Annotated in this window: 19 protein-coding genes; 10 read left to right on the top strand and 9 right to left on the bottom strand. The window is 70.1% G+C overall.

Annotated elements, in window-relative coordinates; genetic code table 11:
• Window positions 1-34 precede the first annotated feature (34 nt).
• Window positions 35-1,549 (top strand): mannitol dehydrogenase family protein, encoded by a 1,515-nt coding sequence (locus ABD652_RS03825; protein ID WP_344718357.1) that lies wholly within the window; start codon window positions 35-37, stop codon window positions 1,547-1,549.
• Window positions 1,550-1,692: 143 nt separating this feature from the next.
• Here ABD652_RS03825 and ABD652_RS03820 read toward each other — a convergent pair whose 3' ends face one another.
• The 3 genes from ABD652_RS03820 to ABD652_RS03810 all read right to left on the bottom strand — a co-directional run bounded on the left by ABD652_RS03820 (window position 1,693) and on the right by ABD652_RS03810 (window position 5,621).
• Window positions 1,693-2,838 (bottom strand): ABC transporter ATP-binding protein, encoded by a 1,146-nt coding sequence (locus tag ABD652_RS03820; RefSeq protein WP_344718354.1) that lies wholly within the window; start codon window positions 2,836-2,838, stop codon window positions 1,693-1,695.
• Window positions 2,839-3,118: 280 nt separating this feature from the next.
• Window positions 3,119-3,784 carry a response regulator gene (locus ABD652_RS03815; RefSeq protein WP_344718352.1) on the bottom strand — a complete coding sequence of 222 codons (666 nt, stop codon included), beginning with the start codon at window positions 3,782-3,784 and terminating at the stop codon, window positions 3,119-3,121.
• Window positions 3,777-5,621, bottom strand: coding sequence for a sensor histidine kinase (locus ABD652_RS03810; RefSeq protein ID WP_344718350.1), 1,845 nt, complete (start codon window positions 5,619-5,621; stop codon window positions 3,777-3,779). Before ABD652_RS03810 ends, ABD652_RS03815 begins: the two co-directional genes overlap by 8 nt.
• 271 nt (window positions 5,622-5,892) lie before the next feature.
• Between ABD652_RS03810 and ABD652_RS03805 the strand changes: the two genes are divergently transcribed.
• The 3 genes from ABD652_RS03805 to ABD652_RS03795 are packed head-to-tail and all read left to right on the top strand — an operon-like array spanning window position 5,893 to window position 8,950.
• Window positions 5,893-6,918: a Bug family tripartite tricarboxylate transporter substrate binding protein gene (locus ABD652_RS03805; protein WP_344718348.1), complete on the top strand. Its 1,026-nt coding sequence runs from the start codon at window positions 5,893-5,895 to the stop codon at window positions 6,916-6,918.
• A complete protein-coding gene (locus ABD652_RS03800) occupies window positions 6,915-7,421 on the top strand; it encodes a tripartite tricarboxylate transporter TctB family protein (protein ID WP_344718346.1) in 507 nt (168 codons plus the stop codon). The genes ABD652_RS03805 and ABD652_RS03800 overlap by 4 nt, the downstream gene beginning before the upstream one ends.
• 5 nt (window positions 7,422-7,426) lie before the next feature.
• Window positions 7,427-8,950, top strand: coding sequence for a tripartite tricarboxylate transporter permease (locus tag ABD652_RS03795; RefSeq protein WP_344718344.1), 1,524 nt, complete (start codon window positions 7,427-7,429; stop codon window positions 8,948-8,950).
• Between the two features lie 106 nt (window positions 8,951-9,056).
• Here ABD652_RS03795 and ABD652_RS03790 read toward each other — a convergent pair whose 3' ends face one another.
• From ABD652_RS03790 to ABD652_RS03775, 4 genes are all read right to left on the bottom strand, one after another.
• Window positions 9,057-9,446 (bottom strand): ectoine synthase, encoded by a 390-nt coding sequence (locus ABD652_RS03790; protein ID WP_344718342.1) that lies wholly within the window; start codon window positions 9,444-9,446, stop codon window positions 9,057-9,059.
• A gap of 205 nt (window positions 9,447-9,651) precedes the next feature.
• Window positions 9,652-10,938, bottom strand: coding sequence for a diaminobutyrate--2-oxoglutarate transaminase (gene ectB, locus ABD652_RS03785; RefSeq protein WP_344718340.1), 1,287 nt, complete (start codon window positions 10,936-10,938; stop codon window positions 9,652-9,654).
• A gap of 167 nt (window positions 10,939-11,105) precedes the next feature.
• A complete protein-coding gene (ectA, locus tag ABD652_RS03780) occupies window positions 11,106-11,636 on the bottom strand; it encodes a diaminobutyrate acetyltransferase (RefSeq protein ID WP_344718338.1) in 531 nt (176 codons plus the stop codon).
• 368 nt (window positions 11,637-12,004) lie between these two features.
• On the bottom strand, window positions 12,005-13,540 hold the full coding sequence (locus tag ABD652_RS03775) for an SLC13 family permease (RefSeq protein ID WP_344718335.1): 1,536 nt from the start codon (window positions 13,538-13,540) through the stop codon (window positions 12,005-12,007).
• A gap of 416 nt (window positions 13,541-13,956) precedes the next feature.
• Between ABD652_RS03775 and ABD652_RS03770 the strand changes: the two genes are divergently transcribed.
• The gene (locus ABD652_RS03770; RefSeq protein ID WP_344718333.1) at window positions 13,957-15,396 is read left to right on the top strand and encodes a uracil-xanthine permease family protein; all 1,440 of its coding nucleotides are present in this window, start codon (window positions 13,957-13,959) and stop codon (window positions 15,394-15,396) included.
• Between the two features lie 3 nt (window positions 15,397-15,399).
• On the opposite strand, the gene ABD652_RS03765 is transcribed toward ABD652_RS03770, so the two are convergent.
• Window positions 15,400-16,164: a DJ-1/PfpI family protein gene (locus ABD652_RS03765; protein ID WP_344718331.1), complete on the bottom strand. Its 765-nt coding sequence runs from the start codon at window positions 16,162-16,164 to the stop codon at window positions 15,400-15,402.
• Window positions 16,165-16,294: 130 nt separating this feature from the next.
• Here ABD652_RS03765 and ABD652_RS03760 point away from each other — a divergent pair, with 130 nt between their 5' ends.
• A complete protein-coding gene (locus ABD652_RS03760; protein ID WP_344718329.1) occupies window positions 16,295-16,849 on the top strand; it encodes a GNAT family N-acetyltransferase in 555 nt (184 codons plus the stop codon).
• On the opposite strand, the gene ABD652_RS03755 is transcribed toward ABD652_RS03760, so the two are convergent.
• Entirely contained in the window at window positions 16,818-17,381 is a 564-nt protein-coding gene (locus ABD652_RS03755) for a TIGR03086 family metal-binding protein (RefSeq protein WP_344718327.1), read from the bottom strand. The genes ABD652_RS03760 and ABD652_RS03755 overlap by 32 nt on opposite strands.
• Window positions 17,382-17,589: 208 nt before the next feature.
• Between ABD652_RS03755 and ABD652_RS03750 the strand changes: the two genes are divergently transcribed.
• The 4 genes from ABD652_RS03750 to ABD652_RS03735 all read left to right on the top strand — a co-directional run bounded on the left by ABD652_RS03750 (window position 17,590) and on the right by ABD652_RS03735 (window position 21,517).
• Entirely contained in the window at window positions 17,590-17,772 is a 183-nt protein-coding gene (locus ABD652_RS03750) for a CsbD family protein (RefSeq protein WP_344718325.1), read from the top strand.
• 516 nt (window positions 17,773-18,288) lie between these two features.
• Window positions 18,289-19,533, top strand: coding sequence for a Gfo/Idh/MocA family protein (locus tag ABD652_RS03745; RefSeq protein ID WP_344718323.1), 1,245 nt, complete (start codon window positions 18,289-18,291; stop codon window positions 19,531-19,533).
• Between the two features lie 128 nt (window positions 19,534-19,661).
• Window positions 19,662-20,531: a carbohydrate ABC transporter permease gene (locus tag ABD652_RS03740; protein ID WP_344718321.1), complete on the top strand. Its 870-nt coding sequence runs from the start codon at window positions 19,662-19,664 to the stop codon at window positions 20,529-20,531.
• 26 nt (window positions 20,532-20,557) lie between these two features.
• Window positions 20,558-21,517 carry a carbohydrate ABC transporter permease gene (locus tag ABD652_RS03735; protein ID WP_344718319.1) on the top strand — a complete coding sequence of 320 codons (960 nt, stop codon included), beginning with the start codon at window positions 20,558-20,560 and terminating at the stop codon, window positions 21,515-21,517.
• Window positions 21,518-21,537 lie beyond the last annotated feature (20 nt).

The following is a 21,537-nucleotide window of genomic DNA, read 5'->3' as shown; positions in this document are numbered from 1 at the left end:
GGTGTCGATCACCGATGGATGAAGGGACCGTTCCATGACTGCACTCCGCGCCGCCGCCCTGCCGCAGATCGCCGCCCGGAACGCCGGCCGGCTCACTGTGCCCGACTACCCCCTCGAGGAGCGCCGCGTCGGCATCGTGCATATCGGCGTCGGCGGCTTCCATCGTGCGCATCAGGCCTACTACCTGGACCGGCTGTTCAACGCCGGCCGTTCTCCGGACTGGGCGATCTGCGGGGTCGGGCTGCTCCCCGGCGACGCGGCGATGCGCGAGGCCCTCACCGCCCAGGACGGGCTCTACACGCTGGTGCCGAAGGCGCCCGACGGCGGCCGCGACGCTCGGGTGGTCGGCTCGATCGCCGAATACCTCTTCGCCCCCGAGGAGCCGGCGGCGGTGCTGGAGCGGATGACCGACCCGGAGGTGCGGATCGTCTCGCTGACGGTCACCGAGGGCGGCTACAACTACGAGCCCTCCACCGGGGAGTTCCGGCTGGAGACTCCGGCGGTGGCCCGCGACCTGGCCGCCGACTTCCGCGCCGACGCTCCGCAGGCGGCCTTCCCGGAGACGATGTTCGGCTTCGTCGTCGAGGCGCTGCGCCGGCGTCGCGCCGCCGGCGTCGAGCCCTTCACCCTGCTCTCCTGCGACAACGTCCGCGGCAACGGCGACCTCGCCCGTCGGATGATCATCGCCTACGCCGCGGCGAAGGATGCCGAGCTGGCCGCCTGGATCGGCGAGCAGGTGGCCTTCCCGAACTGCATGGTCGACCGGATCACCCCGGTCACCGCCGAGCAGGACGTGGCCATGGTCGCCGCGGACCACGGGATCGAAGACCGCTGGCCGGTGGTCAGCGAGGACTTCGTCCAGTGGGTGCTCGAGGACGACTTCCCCGCCGGGCGCCCGGCCTGGGAGGAGGTCGGGGTGCAGATGGTCGACGACGTCGAGCCCTATGAGCTGATGAAGCTGCGCCTGCTGAACTGCAGCCACCAGGTGATCGCCTACTTCGGGCTGCTGCTGGGCCATACCTATGCTCACGAGGCCAGCGCCGACGACGACCTGGCGGCAGTCACGCGGAGGCTGTACATGGACGGCGAGGGCGCCCCGACAGTGCCCGAGGTGCCCGGCATCGACCTGGAGGGCTACAAGGACGAGCTGATGGCGCGCTTCTCCAACGCGCATGTCGCCGACACGCTCGCCCGGCTGGCCGCCGAGTCCTCCGACCGGATCCCCACCTGGATGGTGCCGGTCATCCGCGAGAACCTCGACGCCGGCCGCGACGTCTCGGTCTGCGCCGCCGTCGTCGCCTCCTGGGCGCGCTACGCCGAGGGCGTGGGGGAGGACGGGGAGGTCTGGCCGGTGGTCGACCGGCTGCGCGAGCGGGTCATGGCCGCCGCGGCCCGCCACGACGAGGACCCGCTGGCCTTCCTCCGCGACGCCGAGCTCTTCGGCGACCTGGTGGAGCGGCCGGAGTTCACCGCACCCTATGAGCGGGCGCTGCACATGCTGCGCACCGACGGCGCCCGGGCGCTGCTGCACGAGCTGCTCGGCCGCTGAGCGGCCCACGAGGTTTCGGCCGCGCGAGCTGCCCGCGCACGACGAAGGGGCCGGTCCCGGAGGATCTCCGGGACCGGCCCCTTCGTCGTGCGCTCATCGGGGCCGGGCGCTCACTTACGTCGTCGTGAGCTCGCTGCGCTCGCTCACTCTTCCTCGTCCGCGAGGGCCTCGACGTCGGAGAGCGCCGCGTGCGGAGTGTGGTCCGGGATGTCGCCGTTGAGGCGCAGGCCGGTCTCGACGTCGAAGAGGTGGATGCGGTCCATCTTCGGCGCGATGCGCACGACGTCGCCGCGCAGCGGGGGCCGGCGACCGTCGACGCGGACCACCAGCGGCTGGAAGGTGTCGAGGTTCTTCGGCTCGCCGAAGATGTGGGCGTCGGCGCCGAGCTCCTCGGTCAGGTCCACGTCCATGTCGATGCCGCTCTCGGAGCCGAGGTCGATGTCCTCCGGGCGGATGCCCACGACGACCTTGTTGCTCGAGGTCTTCTTCAGCGCGTCGCCGGTGATCTCGAAGCGGTCGTTGCCGAGCTGGATGGAGCGGCCGTCGTGCTCGACCTGCAGCAGGTTCATCGCCGGGGAGCCGATGAAGCCGGCCACGAACACGTTGGCCGGGGCGTCGTAGAGGTTGCGCGGCGAGTCGACCTGCTGGAGGACGCCGTCCTTCAGCACGCACACGCGGTCGCCCATCGTCATCGCCTCGACCTGGTCGTGGGTGACGTAGACAGTGGTGACGGCGAGCTTGCGGGTCAGCGCGGCGATCTGCGTGCGGGTCTGCACGCGGAGCTTGGCGTCGAGGTTCGACAGCGGCTCGTCCATCAGGAAGACCTTCGGCGAGCGGACGATCGCGCGGCCCATGGCCACACGCTGACGCTGACCGCCGGAGAGCGCCTTCGGCTTGCGGTCGAGGTAGTCCTCGAGGTCCAGCAGCTTCGCGGCGTCCTCGACGCGACGGCGGCGCTCGTCCTTGTCGACGCCGGCGATCTTCAGGGCGAAGCCCATGTTGTCGGCGACGGACATGTGCGGGTAGAGCGCGTAGTTCTGGAAGACCATCGCGATGTCGCGGTCCTTGGGCGAGACGTGCGAGACGTCCTCGCCGCCGATGAGGATGCGACCTTCGTTGACCTCCTCGAGGCCGGCGAGCATGCGCAGCGCAGTCGACTTGCCGCAGCCGGAGGGTCCGACGAGCACGAGGAACTCGCCGTCGGCGATCTCGAGATGGAGCTGGTTGATGGCGGGGCGAGCACCGGGGGTGTAGATGCGGCTCGCGGCGTCATAGGTCACAGAGGCCATAGTCTTCAGTCCCTTTCACGGGCAGGTACGTGCCCGACGATCCGTTGTGAATGGGAGCTCGTCGCGGAGAGCGCTGTCCGACGCTCGGACCCTCTCCGGGGTTCGCTCGGTTCAGTTATGTGACACGCATCGCGTGATCTGCGACACGCTCCCGTGAATCACATCATATTAAGGGAGCGCTGTCCATCGTGAGTGTGCTCCATGCCACCTGATGGTGAGTGCGGCGGAGGTCTCTCCGCGGGCTTCCGCGGAGTTCCGTCCCGGGGCATCGTGCGGCGGATCAGGACCGGTCGGCCAGCCGGTAGCGATGCTCGGGGCGGCCGGTGCTGCCGTAGCGCAGCTGGATCGAGACCGCGCCGTCGTCGACCAGCGCCGAGAGGTAGCGCTGCGCCGTGGCGCGGGAGACGCCGACGCTGCGGGCCACCGCCATCGTCGACTGGTGCTCGCCGGACTCCAGCGCCTCCAGCACGGCGGTCTCGGTGGCCGACCGGGCTCGGGTCGCAGTGGGCGACTGGGCCTGATACAGCGCCCGCAGGGCTCGCTCGACCGTGTCCTGGTCCACAGTGTGCTGATCCGGGAGCAGCCTGCGGTATCGCGTGTAGGCGCGCAGGCGACGGGTGAGATCCTCGGCGGCGAAGGGTTTGATCAGATAGCCGATCGCCCCGCGCCGCAGGGCCTGCCGCACCGTCGAGGCATCGGCCGCCGCGCTGAGCACCAGGACGTCGGAGTCCAGCGACGGAAGCACGTCCAGGCCGCAGGCGTCGGGCAGATAGACGTCGAGCAGCACCAGGTCCGGCTGCTGGGAGCGCGTCGTGCGTCGTGCCTGTTCCGCGGTGCCCACCGGGGGCAGCGCGGAGAAGCCCGGCACCGAGTCCACATAGGTGGCGTGGAGGTTCGCCACGTGGAAGTCGTCGTCGACGATCAGCACCTGCAGGTCCTCACTCATGCTGTTCCTCCCCTGGTCGGCCCGGCGTCTCGCTCGGATCCGGATGTTCAGCGGCCGTCGGGTGCCCGCGCCCGCCGGGACCTCGCCGGCTCATCGTCCCGGGCAGGCGCGCACAGAAGACCGCCCCCGGGCCGCCTGTCCGGCCGGGGTCGGCCAGCCACACGTCCCCGCCGCGGTCCCGGGCGATCTGCCGGCATATCGAGAGTCCCAGGCCCTGGCCGTGCGCGTCGAGCGGGCCGGTCGTCGCCGTGGAGTACCCCTCGGTGAAGAGCGCCTCCGGATCGGCCGTCCCGTCGCCCGAGTCGGCCACCACCAGGTGGAGCGTCCCCGAGGGGTCGTCGGTGCCGGGCTCGGCGTCGACCTCGGCGCCGGCCTCGACGACGTCGTCCTCCAGCTCGTCCAGCAGGTCGACCTCCACCCAGCGATCGGGGCCGGCCCCGTGGACTGCGGCGTGCACAGCGTTGTCGACGAGGTTCCCCAGCACGGTGGTGACGTCGTGCGGATCCTCGACGCGTCCGCGGACCAGCGTCGCCTCGCCCACGTGCAGATGCACGCCGCGCTCGCCGGCTTCGACGCTCTTGGCGCCGATGAACGCCTGGAGGTACGGGTCGGCGAGCTGCTCGGCCTGCTCCACCGGGGACTTCAGCGGTCCGGTGGCCAGCAGCGACCCGACGTAGTCCTCCGCCTCGGCGTGGTTCCCGATCCCGAGCAGGCCGGCGATGGTGTGCAGCCGATTGGCGAACTCGTGCCGCTGTGCGCGCAGAGCCGTCGTCATCGAGCTGACGGCCTGCAGCTGCCGGGTCAGCGCCTGCATCCGGGTGCGGTCGCGCAGCATGATCACCGTGCCCAGGTTCTGTTCGCCGGTTCCTCGCAGGCCGCCGGCGCGGACGGGCCGGGCGGTGAGGATCAGCACTCGGGATCCGATGACCGCCTCCGTGGACGGCGTCTCCGGGCCGGCTTCGGCGGCCAGGCCCACCACCGACGGCGGCAGGGGCGAGTCCTCGAGCCGGTGGCCGACGATCTCGTCGTCCTCGGCGAGGTCCAGCAGGCGGCGGGCCTCGGCGTTGACCACGGTCAGCGCGCCCTCGGCGGAGACGCCGATGACCCCTTCGTCGACGCCGCGCAGGACCGCCTCCTGGTCCTGGGCCAGTGCGGTCAGATCCTCCGGCTCCAGCCCGAGGGTCAGCCGGCGCAGCCGCCGCACGAGCAGCCAGGAGGCGACCACCCCCAGCCCCAGGGCGCCGACGCCGGTCAGCGCCACCGGAGTGATGTCGCTGGAGAGGTCCTGCAGCACGTCGTCCATCGCGAAGCCCACGCTGACCTCGCCGACCACCGTCTCCTGCGATCCGGGGGCGTAGATGGGGACCTTCGCCCGTGCGGAGAGGCCGAGCGTGCCTCGGGTCGTGTTGGTGACCTCCTCACCGGACAGCGGCCCCGACGGGTCGGTGCTGACTCGCTCGCCCAGGCGCTCGGCGTCGGGGTGGGTGAGTCGGATGCCCTCGTCGTCGGTGATGACCACGAACAGCGCGTCGGTGCGCGCCCGGACGTCGTGGGCGAGCGGGACCAGCGGCTCGTCGAGCAGCTCGGCGGGGCGCATGGCGGCGGCGTCGGCCGCGGTGAGGCGGGCGGCCTCGGCGCGGACCTCCTCCGTGGTGGCCAGCGTCCGGGCGACCGACAGCGCGCGATGCTGGGCCTCGAAGCCCAGGCGCTGGTAGGTGAGCCAGCCGTGCACGCCGGCGGCGACCAGGGCCACCAGGGTGACGACGGCGAGCTGCAGCAGCAGGGTCTGGCCGGCGAAGTTCAGCCGCGGCCTGCGGGACCCCGGGGCGGCATCCATGGTCCTCCTCTCCGGACGGTGATGTGCGGCTCCGACCGCGTGAGCACAATGCGCAGAACTGGCTCAATGAGCTGTATGCGATGAAAGCGGGATCAACGTCATGCTGTGATCGGGCTCACCCTATCGTGTGGAGGGCGCAGGTCACCGCCGTCTGCGGTGCACGCCGGGATCGCTCGGCGATCGCCCGGCCGCATGCCGTGGCCTGCCTGCCCACGGCGCGACGACGCGCCCGACGACGATCACCTGCACCCTTCTGAGGAGAGAATCTCTGATGACCACCCCTGACGTCCGCTCGACGACGAGCCGACTCGCCCGCTGGACCGCCCCGTTCGCCGCCGGCCTGCTGGTGCTGACCAGCTGCGGCGACGGCGGAGGAGGAGGCGGCGAGGAGGCCGCCGACTACCCGTCCGAGACGGTGGAGATCATGGCCCCGGCCGACGCCGGCGGCGGCTATGACATGACCGCCCGCTCCGTCTCCCGCGCGCTGACCGAGGGCGGAGTGACCGACTCCGGCTCCGAGGTCTACAACGTGCCGGGCGCCTCCGGCACAGTGGGCCTCACCGAGTTCGCCGGCGAGAACGCCGGAGACCCGCACCAGCTGATGGTCATCGGCAAGATCCTGGTCGGCGCGATCCAGCAGACCGACTCCGCGATGACCCTCGACGACGTCACGCCCATCGCCAGCCTGGCCGCCGAGTATGACGCCATCGCCGTCCCCGCGGACTCGAAGTACGAGACGCTCGAGCAGCTGATGGCCGACTTCGCGGAGAACCCGGGCGAGGTCGCCTGGGGCGGCGGCTCGGTCGGGGGCGTCGACCAGATCCTCATCTCCCAGCTGGCCGAGGCCGCCGGCGTCGATCCGGGAGAGATCAACTACAACCCCTACTCCGGCGGCGGGGAGCTGACTCCGGCGCTGCTCTCCGGCGACGTCACCGCCGCGGCCTCCGGAACCGCCGAGTTCAGCGACCTCGTCGACGACGGCGAGGTGCGCCTGCTGGCCGTCTCCAGCGAGGAGCCCATCGAGGGGGTGGACGCGCCGACCATCATGGACGCCGGCTACGACGTCTCCATCGCCAACTGGCGCGGCGTCGTCGCCCCGCCGGAGATCTCCGACGAGCAGCGTGACGCCGTGGTGTCGGCGATCGAGGAGATGCACGAGACCGAGGAGTGGCAGGAGGCCCTGGAGGCCAACAACTGGGATGACTTCCTGAAGACCGGCGACGAGTTCGCCGACTACGTCGAGCAGGAGGACGAGGAGATCACCCAGACGCTGACGGATCTGGGGATCATCGAATGACCTCGCGCACGCATGAGTCAGGGCGCCCCGCCCGGGGCGCCCTGGGGACCCGGATCGCCGCCGTCGTCATCCTCGCGGTGGCGGCGGTGGTCCTGACAGACGCCGTGAGGATCGCCGTCGACGGCGGCTTCGGGCCGTCGGAGCCGGGCTTCTTCCCGCTGATCGTCGGAGTGGGTCTGGCCGTGTTCGGCACCGCCTTCCTGCTGCGCACCACCGCCGTGCCCGACCTGGCGCTCCGCGAGCAGGCCGGTGAGGAGCATGCGACGACGCACTGGCGGACGCTGTGGTCGGTGATCGGCGGGCTGGTGGCCTATGCCGTCCTGCTGGAGCCGCTGGGCTACATCCTCGCGACCTCGCTGTTCTTCCTGGCGGTCAACCTGATCGCCGGAAGCCGGCGATGGGTGCGCACCATCATCATCGCAGTGCTCCTCGCCACTGTGCTCTACCTCGGATTCACCGAGCTGCTCGGCGTGCGCCTGCCCGTCGGGCCTTGGGGGGAATAGGACCTATGGATGTCTTCGCAGATCTCGCCGGAGGCTTCGCCAATGCCTTCGACCTGCAGTACATGCTCTACGCCGCGATCGGCGTCACGATCGGCACCTTCGTGGGCGTCATGCCGGGCATCGGTCCCGCCCTGGCGCTGGCGCTGCTGCTGCCGCTGACCTACGGGTTCGACCCGACGGGCGCGCTGATCATCTTCGCCGGCGTCTACTACGGGTCCCTCTACGGAGGGGCCATCACCTCGATCCTGCTGAACACGCCCGGCGAGGCGGGGTCGGTGGCCACGGCGATCGACGGCCATCCGATGGCCAAGGCCGGACGCGCCGGACCTGCGCTGGCCACAGCAGTGATGGGGTCGTTCTCCGCGGCCATCATCTCCACGCTGGGCCTGACGTTCCTGGCGCCGCTGGTGGCGAATCTGGCCAAGTCCTTCCAGGCGACCGACTACTTCGCCCTGATGGTGCTGGCCTTCGTCTCGGTGACCGCGCTCGTCGGCTCCTCGTTGATCCGCGGCATGATCAGCCTGTTCATCGGGCTGTTCATCGGACTGATCGGGCTGGACTTCCTCACCGGGCAGCAGCGCTTCACCTTCGGCTCGCCGGAGCTGCTCAGCGGTGTGGACATCGTGATCGTCATCATCGGGCTCTTCGCCGTCGGCGAGGCGCTGCACGGGCTGGCCCGGCTGCACAGCACGAAGGATGACACTGTCGAGTTCTCCGGCCGCGTCTGGCTGAACAAGGCCGAGCGCAAGCGCGTGTGGAAGCCCTGGATCCGCGGCGGCCTGCTCGGATTCACCTTCGGCTCCATGCCCACCGGCGGCTCCGAGGTGCCCACGTTCCTCTCCTACACCACCGAGCGGCGGCTCTCGAAGCACCCGGAGGAGTTCGGCCACGGCGCCATCGAAGGTGTCGCCGGACCGGAGGCGGCGAACAACGCCTCCTTCTCCGGCGTGCTGGTGCCGCTGCTGACGCTGGGCATCCCGACCTCGGCCACGGCGGCGATCATCCTCTCGGCCTTCCAGGTCTACAACATCCAGCCCGGGCCGAAGCTCTTCGAGAACTCCCCGGACCTGGTCTGGACGCTGATCGCCTCGCTGTTCATCGGCAACGTGATGCTGCTGGTGATCAATCTGCCGCTGGTGAAGATCTGGATCAAGCTGCTGGAGATCCCCAAGACGCTGCTCTACGCCGGCATCCTGGTGCTAGGCATCCTCGGCGTGTACTCGATCTCCGGCTCGCTCATCGAGGTGATGCTCGTCTGCCTGATCGGTGTGGCCGGCTTCTTCATGCGGGTCTACGACTTCCCGGTCGCCCCCGCGATCCTCGGCGCGATCCTCGGGCCGATGGTCGAGACCCAGCTGCGGCGGGCGCTCTCCCTCAGCCAGGGCGACTTCTCGGTGTTCTTCACCCGGCCCTCGACCGTGGTCATCCTGATGATCGCGGTGCTGATCCTGGCGGTGCCCATGGTGCTGCCGAAGATCCGGCAGGTCCGGAAGAACCGGGCGGACCTGGACCGGGCCGGAGCCGAGTAGCGGCGCCGCACACCACGACGCCCGCCCCGGAGATCTCCGCGATCCCGGGGCGGGCGTCGTCGTGCGGGCGAGCGAGGGCTCGCGCCGGCTCAGCGCGCGGCGGTGCTCAGTCCTCGACGATCAGCGGGTACACGCCGTTCTCGTCGTGGATCTCCTTGCCGGTCACCGGCGGGTTGAACACGCAGACCAGTCGGAGCTCCTCGTCGGCCTCCACCTGGTGCTTCTCGTGACCGTCGAGCAGGTAGAGGAAGCCGTCGGTGATCTCGTGGACCTCGTCGGTCTCCAGGTTGGTCAGCCGACCCTTGCCGCCGACGCAGTAGACGGCCTCGATGTGGTTCGCGTACCAGAACGAGTGGGTGGAGCCGGCGTAGATGGTGGTCTCGTGCAGCGAGAAGCCGACCTTCTCACGGCCCAGGACCATCCGGCGGGAGCGCCAGTCGGCGTCGCGGATGTCGCGCTCGCCGTCGTTGAGGTCGTCGATGTGCAGCGTGTACATAGTCGTCTCCTGTCTGCGGGGAGGGATGGTGCGGAGGTCGTCATGGACGGCCGACGTCGGCGGACCGACGTCCGGGCGGGGTCGAGGCCGGCGCGGGGCGGCGGTCCCGCACGGCTCGCGTCCCCGGTCTCCGCATCATCCCACGGCGCAAGCCGTCGGAGGAGAGGGGACCGGGGGACGCGGGGAGCTCCGCGTCGGAGCGGGATCAGCGCGGGGCGCGCAGGCGGCTCGGCTCGCTCATCTGGCCGGTGGCGGCCAGCACGGCGTCCTCGATGACCTTGATGCCCTTCTGCAGGTCGTCGTCCTCGATGGTCAGCGGCGGCATGACCTTGATGACCTCGTCCTCGGGGCCGGAGGTCTCCAGCAGCAGGTTCCGCTTATAGGACTCGGCGGCGACCTTGCCGGCGGTGTCGGCGTCGGGGAAGCAGATGCCGGTCAGGAAGCCGCGGCCGCGCAGCGTCGCGCCCTTCACGTGCTGGGCGATGTCCTCCAGGCCCTCGCGGAGCGTCTCGATCTTCGCGGCCAGCTGCTTCTGGAAGGAGTCGTCCGACCAGAACAGCTCCAGGGCCCGGGCGCCGGTGATGAAGCCGAGGTTGTTGCCGCGGAAGGTGCCGTTGTGCTCGCCGCCCTCCCAGACGTCCAGCTCCGGCTTGAACAGCGTGATCGCCATCGGCAGGCCGTAGCCGGAGATCGACTTGGACATGCAGATGATGTCCGGGGTGATGCCGGCCTCCTCGAAGGAGAAGAAGGTGCCGGTGCGGCCGCAGCCGGCCTGCACGTCGTCGATGATCAGCAGGATCTTGTGGCGGCGCAGCAGCGCGGAGAGCTCCTTCAGCCACTCCATGCGCGCGGCGTTCAGCCCGCCCTCGCCCTGCACGGTCTCGACGATGACCGCGGCCGGCTTGTCGACGCCGGAGCCGGAGTCCTGCAGGACCTTCTCCAGCCAGATAAAGTCCGGGATGTCGCCGTCGAAGTAGTCGTCGTAGGGGATCTTGGAGCTGTTGGTCAGCGGGATGCCCGCGCCGCGGCGCTTCATCGAGTTGCCGGTGACCGACAGCGAGCCCAGCGTCATGCCGTGGAAGGCGTTGGTGAACGACAGGATGTGCTGGCGGCCGGTGACCTTGCGGGCCAGCTTCAGCGCCGCCTCGACGCTGTTGGTGCCCGTCGGGCCCGGGAACATGACCTTGTACTCCATGTTCCGCGGCTCCAGGATGACCCGCTCGAAGGTCTCCAGGAAGCGGCGCTTGGACGGAGTCTTCATGTCCAGCGAGTGGGTGACGCCGTCGTTGGCCACGTAGTCGACCAGCAGGTCGCGCAGCTCCGGGTGGTTGTGGCCGTAGTTCAGCGCGCCGGCCCCGGAGAAGAAGTCCAGGTACCGCGAGCCGTCCTCGGTGTACTGGTAGGAGCCGGAGGCCTTCTCGAAGACGGCCGGCCAGTTCATGCAGTAGCTGCGGACCTGGGATTCGAAGGTTTCGAAGATGTCGGTGGCCATAGGTGTGGTCTCCTCCGTGATGCGGCGTCGTGCGCCGCGGTCTGGGGTGGGGGATCGGTGCTGTCGACGTCGGCGGGGCTCGGCCGGCGGCCGATGCCGCGGCGCGCCCGCCGTGGATCCGGCGGATCCGGCCGCGGCGGCCGACGTCGTGCGTCTGGGGGCGTCGTTCAGCTCGAGCGCAGCGGCTCGACGGTGTAGAGGTCCTCGGCGGCGTGGTGCTCGCCGGTCTCCTGCTGAGCGGGGAAGAGGTCTTCGGTGAACAGGTCGGATCGGGTGATCTCGGCGTCGTGGTCGCGGGCGAGCCCGGTGAACAGCGCGATGGAGGCGGTGTTGTCCGCGGTGATGGTGGTCTCCAGGCGGCGGGCGCCGGAGCGGGCGACGACGTCGGCGAGCATCCGGGAGGCCAGGCGGCGCCCGCGGAACTCGGAGTCGACGGCCACCTGCCAGATGAACAGCGTCTGCGGGTCGGAGGGGCGGAGGTAGCCGGAGATGAAGCCTGCGGGGCGGCCGTCGACCAGGGCGATCACCGACGTCGTGGCGAAGTCGCGGGTCCACAGCAGGTAGGCGTACGGGGTGTTCACATCGAGGACGCCGGTGCCCTCAGCGATCCGCCACAGGGCGGCGCCGTCGGAGAGCACAGGGGCGCGGAGCTCGATCTCTTCCCCGGAATGGGCAGGGTCGTCTGCGGAGTCAGGCATCGCGCCCCACGATACTGACCGTGGAGGACGAATCAACCGGGAATGCTGATTCTGCGGCCTTGTCGTGGGGCGTCGGCGGCCCGCCGTCGCCTTCCGCAGAGATTATCCGCGTCGTGCGATCCCCGTCATGATGACGATGTGAGGATCCGGTCGGAAATGCGCGAAGAAATGGGAAGACTGTAATCGTCTTGTGATGAAGAAGACGTCAAAGCCCCTTGTATTCCTGTGATCTGCGCCATGACGCGCTCCGGGGTCCGGTCGCGCCGAGGGCCCCGACGGTCCCGCGGACGGGACGCTCACACATCGGGGCCGGGGTGCGGAGTCATGCCCCGCGCCCCGGCCCCGCGTTCCGGCCCGAGTGGAGAGGCTCAGAGGTCCAGGCCCATGGCCCATCCGCCGAGCAGCATCGTCATGCCGGTGATCAGCACGACGCCGATCAGGTTCAGCCAGACGCCGGCCTTCACCATCTGCGGCATGGTCACGTAGCCGGAGCCGTAGACGATGGCGTTCGGAGGGGTGCCGACCGGCAGCATGAAGCTGCAGGTCGCGGCCATCGCCGCCGGGACCATCAGCAGCATCGGGTCGACGCCGATCGCGACGGCGAAGCCGGCGAAGACCGGCAGGAAGGTCGTCGAGGTCGCGGTGTTGCTGGTCAGCTCGGTCAGCAGCAGGGTGAGCAGGCAGACCGCGGCGACGAGCAGCACAGTCGGCAGCACGCCGAGGCCCTCCATGCGCTCGCCGATCCAGTCGGAGACGCCGGTCTCGGACATCGCGGCGGCGAGGCAGAGGCCGCCGCCGAAGAGCAGCAGCACGCCCCACGGGACCCCGCGCTGGGCCGTCTTCCAGTCCATGGCCTGCACGCCGTCCTTGGCCGAGACCGGGATGAGGAAGAGCGCGATGGCCGCGGCCATCGCGATGCTGGTGTCGTTCATGCCCTCGAGGAAGGGCAGGGCATCGACCAGCCAGTCGATCTTCTGCAGCTGGCCGGTGAAGACCCACAGCAGGGCGGTGGAGACGAAGACCGCCAACACGCTCCACTCGCCGCGGGACATCTTCCCGAGCGCGCGGAGCTCGTCGCGGACGACGTCCCGGCCGCCCATGGCGTCGGTCATGGTCGTGGGGAAGATGACCCGACTGAGCATCAGCCAGGCGACGAACAGGAACACCAGCGACAGCGGCACGCCCAGCTTCATCCAGTCGGCGAAGCTGACGGTGGTGTCGAACTGCTGCTCCATCACCCCGACCATGACGAGGTTGGGCGGGCTGCCGATCAGCGTGCCCAGTCCGCCGATCGTGGCGGCGAAGGCGATGCCGAGCATGACGCTGATGGCGAAGTTGCGGGTGTCGCGGTCGCCGGAGAGCGCGGTGACCGGGTCGTCGTCGCCGGCGGGGCGCTGGGCGGCGGGCAGGTGGGAGAGCTTCTCGCTGGCGACCATGGTCAGCACGGAGACGCCGATGGGCAGCATCATCATCGTCGTCGCCGTGTTGGAGACCCACATGGACAGGAACCAGGTCGCGACCATGATGCCGAGCAGCAGCTGGCGGGGTCGAGAACCGATGCCGCGCATCGTCAGCAGGGCGATGCGCTTGTGCAGGTTCCACTTCTCCATCGCCAGGGCGATGATGAAGCCGCCGAGGAAGAGGAAGACGATGTTGTCGCCGTACTGGCTGGCGGCCTGGTCGATGTCGAAGACGCCCAGCAGGGGGAAGAGCAGCAGCGGCATCAGCGAGGTCACCGCCAGCGGCAGCGCCTCGGTCATCCACCACACGGCGATGAGCACGGCGACGCCGAGCGTCATCGCCGCGTCCGTGCTCAGGGCCGGGTCCTGGCTGCTGGCGAGGTAGACGATCACCCCGAGCACCGGGCCCAGGACGCGTCCGGTCCAGAGCCGGGTGTGCGGCACGTGCTCCTCCGAGGCCCCCGGGCGGGGGCCCGCGGCCTCTCTGGTCCTGTCGGTTTCCGGGGTGGTGGGGTGCGACGACATCACCGGGCTCCTTCGACTGGTGGGGGCGGCGGGTCGCGTGCGGCCTGCCGGGAGGGCATGCCTGCCATGCACTGTGTGCATGATCACGCGAGGGAGCACGTTAGCAGCGAGACCTGTGCGCGGCACCTCAGGACCGCTGCGATGTCCAGCATGAGAGACGTGCGATGGTCGCGCCGCGTCGCACGCGGCGTCCATCCGGCGTCTCCGCCTGCACCTCGGCGGCTCCCGCGGCGCGACGGTCCGGCGGGCCGGGTGACGCCGCGGATCGGCCGCGGCGTGCGGCCCGGTAGAGTCGTGCCGACCACGATCCGCACCGGCAGCACCACGGGGGACCCATGCCCGCCAGCACCTCGACCGAGACCACTGCGCCCGCGCGCCGCCGAGGCATCCCGGGCCTCGGCTGGCGGCTGCACGGCGACGGCGTCGCCGTCGCGCCGGGCGCCGTCGTCGCGCCCGACGAGCGGCTGAGCTGGCCGCGGACGCTGGGCATCGGCCTGCAGCATGTGGTGGCGATGTTCGGCGCGACCTTCCTGGTGCCGCTGATCACCGGCTTCCCGCCCTCGACCACGCTGCTCTTCTCCGGGCTGGGCACCATCCTGTTCCTGATCGTCACCGCCGGGCGGGTGCCCTCCTACCTGGGCTCCTCCTTCGCCTTCCTCGCGCCGGTCGGCGCCTCGATGGGCCAGTACGGCATGGCCGGGGCGCTGGGCGGCATCGTGATGGCCGGCGCGGGGCTGTTCCTCATCGGCGTCGTCGCCCATCTGGCCGGCACCCGCTGGATCCAGGTGCTCATGCCGCCGGTGGTCACCGGCGCGATCGTCGCGCTCATCGGGTTGAACCTCGCCCCGGCGGCCTGGGACAACGTCGACGCCGCCCCGGTCACCGCGACGGTGACGATCACGGCGATGCTGCTGGCCGGGGTGGTCTTCCGCGGGCTGCTGGGCCGGCTGTCGGTGCTGGTCGGCGTCGTCGTCGGCTACGTGGTCGCAGTGCTGCGCGGCGAGGTGGACTTCTCCGGGGTCGCCGACGCCGCCTGGGTGGGGCTGCCCGAGCTCACTGCGCCGAGCTTCCACCTCGGCGTCGTCGGACTCTTCGTGCCGGTGGTGCTGGTGCTGGTCGCCGAGAACGTGGGCCACGTGAAGTCGGTGGCGCTGATGACCGGGAAGAACCTGGATCCGGTGACCGGCCGGGCGCTGATGGCCGACGGGGCGGCGACGATGCTCGCCGGCTCCGGGGGCGGCTCGGGCACCACCACCTACGCCGAGAACATCGGTGTGATGGCCTCGTCGAAGGTCTATTCCACCGCCGCCTACCTGGTCGCCGGGCTCTTCGCCGTCGCCCTGGGCCTGCTGCCGAAGATCGGCGCGCTCATCGCCACAGTGCCGGTGGGCGTGCTCGGCGGGGCCGGCACGGTGCTCTACGGCATGATCGGGGTGCTCGGCGTGCGGATCTGGGTGCAGAACCGCGTGGACTTCTCGCACCCGATCAACCTGGCGGTGGCCGGAGTGCCGCTGATCATCGCCATCGCGAACTTCACCATGACCCTCGGCGAGGTCGTCTTCGAGGGCATCGCTCTCGGCAGCGTCGCCGCGCTGGCCATCCACCACGGGCTCGGCGCCGTCGCGCGGCTGCGCGGCACCGCCCCGGGCGCGGCCGCGGCGGACGACGACGCGCTGGCCAGTCCGGTGGGTCGGGACGATCTGGAGGATCTGGAGGATCTGGCGGATCTGGACGAGCAGGAGGCCGCGGAGGGCCCGGAGGGCTCCGGGCGCTGAGCCTCAGCCGGCGTGCAGCCGGGCCGCGGCGCGGTCGACGACTTCGCCGCGGAGCTCGGTCATCGCCGCGATCTGTGCGTGGGCGAGCTCGTCGTCGGCGTCGGACCGCGACGGCGCGCCGGCGTCGAACGGGGGATCCGGGTCGTACTCCAGCTGCAGCTGGATGCGCTTGGCCGCGTCCTCGCCGTGCAGCTCGGCGGCCAGCCGCAGGGCGAAGTCGATGCCGGCCGAGATGCCCGCCGCGGTGATCGCCGGGCCGTCGCGGACCACGCGCTCGGCCGTGGGCGTGACGCCCAGGCGCTCCAGCAGATGCAGCGAGCCCCAGTGACTGGTCGCCCGCCGGCCCTCGAGCAGGCCGGCCGCGGCGAGCAGGAAGGATCCGGTGCAGACGCTGGCCAGATGTTCGGCTGTGGCCGCCTGCCGGCGCAGGAACGCCAGCACGGTGGCGTCCTCGAGCAGCTCGAAGGCCCCGCGTCCGCCGGGGATGAAGAGCACGTCGGCCTGCGGGGCGTCGTCGAAGGTCGTCGTCGGCAGGATGGAGAAGCCGCCGTCGGTGGGCACCGGCTCGATGCGGTGCCAGGCCACATGCAGCTCAGTGTGCGGCATCCGGGAGAAGACCTGCGCCGGTCCGGTGAAGTCCAGCTGGGTGACGTGCGGGAAGAGCACGGCGACGATCCGCAGCGGGCGCTCGGGCGGTGCGCCGGCGCCGGCGTCGTCGATCGGGTGCGTGCTCTGCGTGCTCTGCGGAGTCTGCGGCGACGGGCCCATCGGATGACCTCCTGCGATCCTGTCGACGATGATGGGATGAGCATGGCACAGCGCCGCCGTCGTGGAAACGGGTCGGCGGGCCGCCGGTCGGCTCGGGGACGGTTCGGGGGCGGTTCGGGGGAGGAGACGCATGGACGGACGCGGGCAGCGAGTGCGGCCGGCCGCACTCGAGGACCACGCGGCGATCGCGCGCATCGAACGGGCCGCCGGCGAGATGTTCCGCGGCACGGCGCTGGAGCCGATCGCCGACGACGAGCCGCCGACTCCCCGGGATCTGGAGCGGTTCGTCGCCGCCGACGGCGCCCGGATCTGCGAGGTCGACGGGGTGCCGCGGGCCTATGTGCTCGTCGAGGAGCTGGACGACGCCGCCCATGTGGAGCAGGTCTCGGTGGATCCCGAGGTCGCCGGCCGCCGGATCGGGGCGCGGCTGATCGACGTCGCGGCCGACTGGGCGCGGGCGCGCGGACTGGTGCGGCTGACGCTGACGACCTTCGCCGAGATCCCCTGGAACGCGCCGCACTATCGGCGGCTGGGATTCGTCGACCTGCCGCCGGCGCGGCAGGGGCCGCAGCTGGCCGCGCGGCTCCGCGAGGAGGCGGCGCACGGCCTGGACCGCTGGCCGCGGACGACGATGGCGCGCCCGGTGGAGCCGCTCAGCGCTTCCAGAACGGATCGCGGCCGATGAAGCCGGCCAGCCGCTCCTGCACCGGTGCGTCGGCGGGGACCGGCACGCGCGGACCGAAGTGGCCGGAGGCGCGCAGCTGCTCGTTCTTGCGCTCCAGCACTGCGAGCAGCTGGGCGCTGAAGTCCTCGTCGAGGATGACGTCCTGACCCGCCGCCCGGCCCAGATCCCAGGTATGCATGAACACGTCCGGAGTGTAGTACCGGTCGATCGCGAGATTCAGCGGCATCGGGCTCAGCTCGGGATGGGTGAAGGATCGGTGCGCCTCCGGGCCGTCGAGCAGCTCCTGGACCTGGGCGCGCAGATGCTCCCAGGCGCCGACCGGGTCCACGGCCGCGTCGGGGCCGGGGGAGAGCTCCACTCCGTCCGGGCGCATGAACTCCGGGAACCCTCGGCAGAGATGCCCGACGACGTCGCGGGCGCGCCAGCCGGGGACCGGCGCCGGGGCATCCCAGTCCTCGACGCCGGCGACGTGCTCGGAGAACGTCGCGGCCACGGCCCGGTGTCGGGCGGCGGGCTGGTCGGGAAGACTCATATCTGGAGGATGCCACGCGCGATCGATTCCGGACCAGAGTTGACGTCCCGCGCTGACCTGGAGGGATCCGGGTGTCTCGGGGTTTTCGGCAATGTGCGGTGAACACCGCCTGAATGTCTCCTGCGAATCGTCGTCCAGGTAGTGACCTGGGCCCGAGATGTGGGTAGCGTGCGGAGTGCCCCGACACCCGACCGAAGGGAGACCCACGATGGGACTCGGTGACAAGTTCGACGAGTACAAGGAGAAGGCCGGCGAGACCGCCGAGGAGGCCAAGGAGCAGGGCCAGGAGACCTTCGAGAACGCCAAGGACGCCGACAGCGTCGGCGAGGGCGTCGACCAGGTGAAGGGCGACGCCCAGGAGTTCGGCGAGGGGCTGAAGGACAAGTTCTGAGGCGGACTGCCTGACTCGCGGCGCCTGAAACGCCTCCGGCGGCGGGCGTCGCACCTGGCGAGGCTGCGGGCCGGGACCCACGGGTCCCGGCCCGCAGTCGTGCGTCGGGGGCCGATGCGCGGGCCGGGCGCGGGCAGAAGAGGACCCCCTGGGTCGGCCAGCGTGGAGAAGACGCGTCAGAACGGCCGGCCCAGGGGGTCCTCGGATCACTCGCACCTTGATGAGGTGTCTCCGACAGTAGGTGTCCGACATGGCCGTGAGCGTGATGTCTGCTGAGAGTTCCCTGGAGATCGCGCGGTGGGGGCGCGGTCGACGGCGGGCCTGATGCGGTCTGGTCGCCGCAGGGCCGGCAAGGGCGGCCGTTCGGGGATGATTCAATTCATCAAGAAACTAAAGAGTGACTCTTGACACAGTGAGTGAAAGCGGTGAGGGTTGTCCGTACATGTTGATGGATGTTGGAAAGCGTCGGAAAACGCCTCCCGCCTCACAGCCCGACGATCCCACTGAGAGGACCCCATGAGCCCCCTTCCCCTCGAGCCTTCCGCCCCGTTGGACGCCGACGCCGGCAGCGTCAGCATCGGCATCGTCGGCGCCGGCCAGTTCTCCGGATCCTTCGCCGCCCTCTGGGACCTGCACCCCAACGTCAGCGGACTGCGCGTCACCGACCTGCGTCCCGAGCGCGCCCGCCAGCTGGCCGATCGCCTGGAGGGCGCGACCGTCGACGACAGCTTCGAGGAGATGCTGGCCTCCGACGTCGACGCGGTGGCCATCTTCACCCAGCGCTGGACCCACGCGCCGCTGGTCCTGCAGGCTCTGGAAGCCGGCAAGCACGTCTACTCCGCAGTGCCCATGGCCGTGGAGATCACCGAGATCGAACAGATCCTCGCCGCCGTCGAGCGCACCGGGCTGACCTACATGATGGGCGAGACCAGCTACTACAACCCCGCCACCGTCCACATCCGCGAGCAGCACCGCCGCGGTGCGCTCGGCCGGGTCTTCTACAGCGAGGGCGACTACGTCCACGACATGGACCTGGGTTTCTACGCCGCCTATCAGTACAGCGGCGGCGAGAACTGGAAGGCCACGGCCAGCTACCCGCCGATGCTCTACCCGACCCACGCCGTCGGCGGCGTGCTGGGCGCGATTCCCGCGCGGGTGGTCAGCGTGAGCTGCCTCGGTGTGCAGGACGACCGCGACGACGGCGTCTTCGACCGCGAGGTCAGCATGTTCGACAACGACGTCTCCAATGCCACGGCGCTCTTCGAACTCTCCGACGGCGGCGTGCTGCGCAGCAACGAGATGCGTCGAGTCGGCTATCCCTGCCCGATCCGCGAGTCCCGGTTCCGCTTCTTCGGCACGCGGGCCAGCTTCGAGCAGCTCGCCCACCAGACGGTGTGGAACGACAAGGAGGAGTCGCACGACATCTCCGAGCAGTTCGTGCCCGGTCGCGGAGACGTCGACGACGCCGACCTCGCCGACGTCGACCCGGCGCTGCGCGACGCCTTCACCTCCGGCACCGCTGCAGTGCACGACCGGACGCGGCTGCCCGCGGCCTACGACGGCGCGCCCAACGGGCACGAGGGTGCCCATCACTTCCTCGCCGACGACTTCGTCCGGGCCGTGGTCACCGGAGAGCGTCCGCCGGTCGACGCCTGGCGCGCGGCGGCCTTCACCGCCCCGGGGATCGTCGCCCACGACTCGATGCGTGACGGAGGACGGCGGCTGGAGGTCCCCGACTTCGGCGACGGCCCGGCCCGGTGACCGGGCGCGGCGCCGCCTCACCGAGCTGACCTGCCCGCGACTGAGATGAGGGACCTGTCATGACCGCCGTCACGTCACCCGCCGTCGACTCGGGGCCACGACCCCGGGCGAAGCGTGTCCGTCGCCGCATGCGGCGCGACGACACGCGCATCGCGCTGTTGTTCATCCTGCCGGCGACTCTGGGGATGGTGGTCTTCTATTTCTGGCCGCTGCTCCGCGGCATCTGGTTGAGCTTCACATCCTGGGACATCCTCACCCCGCCGGAGTTCATCGGACTGGCCAATTACGAGCAGATGCTCTCCGACCCGGTGTTCTGGAACGCGGTGAAGGTGACCATCCTCTACGTGGTGATCAACATCGGCGTGCAGATCGTCGTGGCGCTGGTGCTGGCGGTCCTGATGCAGCGGCTGAGCCAGTCGATCCTGATGCGCTCCCTGGTGCTGACCCCGTTCCTGGTCTCCAACGTCGTCGCTGCGCTGGCCTTCCTGTGGATCCTGGACTTTCAGCTCGGCATCGGGAACCAATTCCTGGAGTGGATCGGCGTCGGCCGCGTCGGCTTCTTCACCGAGGAGGCCTGGGCCATCCCGACCATCGCACTGATCAACGTCTGGCGGCACATGGGATACACCGCCCTGCTGCTCTTCGCCGGGCTGCAGGCCATCCCCGGGAACTTCTACGAGGCCGCCCGGGTCGACGGCGCCTCGGAGATCCGTCAGTTCTTCACCATCACCATGCCGCTGCTGCGGCCCATCCTGGGTCTGGTGCTGATCATCTCGGTGATCGGCTCCTTCCAGGTCTTCGACACCGTCGCGGTGACCACCGACGGCGGGCCGGTCGACGCCTCTCGCGTGCTGCAGCTGTACATCTACGACAACGCCTTCGGACAGTTCAACTTCGGCTACGCCGCCGCGTTGAGCGTCGCGCTGCTGCTGATCCTGCTGGTCGTGACCTTCGTGCAGTACCGCGTCACCCGCGCAGGCCAGACGGACCTGAACTGAGCTCGGACCGAGAGGGAGTGGACACGATGCCGCCCACCACCACGACGGCGCCGGCTCCGGAGACGGCGGCGACCGCCCCGGCCCCCGCACGCCCGGTCCGGCGCACACGACGCCGGATCTCGCCTGGGAGGATCCTCGCCTGGACGGTGATGATCATCCTGTTGGCGATCACGCTCTTCCCGTTCCTCTGGATCCTCCGCACGGCGCTGTCCAGTAATGACGCCCTCTACGCCGAGGCCGCCTCGCTGGTGCCGGCGGACTTCAGCCTCGGCGGCTTCGAGCGCGTCTTCGGGATGCAGTCCACCGAGGAGGCCATCGCCCAGGGCGGATCCGGCGCCTCGATCGACTTCTGGCGCTACCTGATCAACACGATCGTGGTGGCCACCGGGATCACCGCCTGCCAGGTGTTCTTCTCGGCGATGGCCGCCTACGCCTTCTCCCGGCTGCACTGGCGAGGGAGGAACCTGGTCTTCAGCGTCTTCCTGCTGTCGCTGATGGTCCCGATCATCTTCACCCTGCTGCCGAACTTCCTGCTGATTCGGGATCTCGGTCTGATCGACACACTGCTGGGGATCATGCTGCCGAACATGTTCATGACCCCCTTCGCGATCTTCTTCCTGCGGCAGTTCTTCCTCAACGTGCCCGTCGAGGTGGAGGAGGCCGCCCTGCTCGACGGCGCCGGGAAGATCCGGGTGTTCTTCACCCTGATCATCCCGATGAGCGCGGGGCCGATCGCGACGGTGGCGATCCTGACCTACATCACCGCCTGGAACGACTACATGTGGCCGCTGATGGTGTCCTACACCGACGCCTCGCGGGTGCTGACCGTCGCGCTGGGCAACTTCACCGAACAGAGCCCGCAGACCGGTCCCGACTGGGCCGGGCTGATGGCCGCGACGCTGGTGGCCGCGCTGCCGATGCTGCTGTTGTTCATGGCCTTCGCCCGGCGCATCGTCAGCTCGATCGGCTTCAGCGGCATCAAATGACGGGATCGAGCGAGCGGGAC

This window comes from Nesterenkonia halobia, from assembly GCF_039536005.1.
Lineage (GTDB): Bacteria > Actinomycetota > Actinomycetes > Actinomycetales > Micrococcaceae > Nesterenkonia > Nesterenkonia halobia.
Note: the sequence above shows the minus strand (reverse complement) of the source record. Positions and strands in the feature narration are given on the sequence as shown.

Excerpts from the sequence above, each read along its gene's own strand:
- ABD652_RS03760 (WP_344718329.1), top strand. The coding sequence starts at position 16,295 with ATGGACGGACGCGGGCAGCGAGTGCGGCCGGCCGCACTCGAGGACCAC.
- ABD652_RS03800 (WP_344718346.1), top strand. The coding sequence starts at position 6,915 with ATGACCTCGCGCACGCATGAGTCAGGGCGCCCCGCCCGGGGCGCCCTG.
- ectA (WP_344718338.1), bottom strand. The coding sequence starts at position 11,636 with ATGCCTGACTCCGCAGACGACCCTGCCCATTCCGGGGAAGAGATCGAG.
- ABD652_RS03815 (WP_344718352.1), bottom strand. The coding sequence starts at position 3,784 with ATGAGTGAGGACCTGCAGGTGCTGATCGTCGACGACGACTTCCACGTG.
- ABD652_RS03810 (WP_344718350.1), bottom strand. The coding sequence starts at position 5,621 with ATGGATGCCGCCCCGGGGTCCCGCAGGCCGCGGCTGAACTTCGCCGGC.
- ABD652_RS03770 (WP_344718333.1), top strand. The coding sequence starts at position 13,957 with ATGCCCGCCAGCACCTCGACCGAGACCACTGCGCCCGCGCGCCGCCGA.
- ABD652_RS03750 (WP_344718325.1), top strand. The coding sequence starts at position 17,590 with ATGGGACTCGGTGACAAGTTCGACGAGTACAAGGAGAAGGCCGGCGAG.
- ABD652_RS03765 (WP_344718331.1), bottom strand. The coding sequence starts at position 16,164 with ATGGGCCCGTCGCCGCAGACTCCGCAGAGCACGCAGAGCACGCACCCG.
- ectB (WP_344718340.1), bottom strand. The coding sequence starts at position 10,938 with ATGGCCACCGACATCTTCGAAACCTTCGAATCCCAGGTCCGCAGCTAC.
- ABD652_RS03755 (WP_344718327.1), bottom strand. The coding sequence starts at position 17,381 with ATGAGTCTTCCCGACCAGCCCGCCGCCCGACACCGGGCCGTGGCCGCG.
- ABD652_RS03825 (WP_344718357.1), top strand. The coding sequence starts at position 35 with ATGACTGCACTCCGCGCCGCCGCCCTGCCGCAGATCGCCGCCCGGAAC.
- ABD652_RS03805 (WP_344718348.1), top strand. The coding sequence starts at position 5,893 with ATGACCACCCCTGACGTCCGCTCGACGACGAGCCGACTCGCCCGCTGG.
- ABD652_RS03820 (WP_344718354.1), bottom strand. The coding sequence starts at position 2,838 with ATGGCCTCTGTGACCTATGACGCCGCGAGCCGCATCTACACCCCCGGT.
- ABD652_RS03740 (WP_344718321.1), top strand. The coding sequence starts at position 19,662 with ATGCGGCGCGACGACACGCGCATCGCGCTGTTGTTCATCCTGCCGGCG.
- ABD652_RS03735 (WP_344718319.1), top strand. The coding sequence starts at position 20,558 with ATGCCGCCCACCACCACGACGGCGCCGGCTCCGGAGACGGCGGCGACC.
- ABD652_RS03795 (WP_344718344.1), top strand. The coding sequence starts at position 7,427 with ATGGATGTCTTCGCAGATCTCGCCGGAGGCTTCGCCAATGCCTTCGAC.
- ABD652_RS03745 (WP_344718323.1), top strand. The coding sequence starts at position 18,289 with ATGAGCCCCCTTCCCCTCGAGCCTTCCGCCCCGTTGGACGCCGACGCC.
- ABD652_RS03790 (WP_344718342.1), bottom strand. The coding sequence starts at position 9,446 with ATGTACACGCTGCACATCGACGACCTCAACGACGGCGAGCGCGACATC.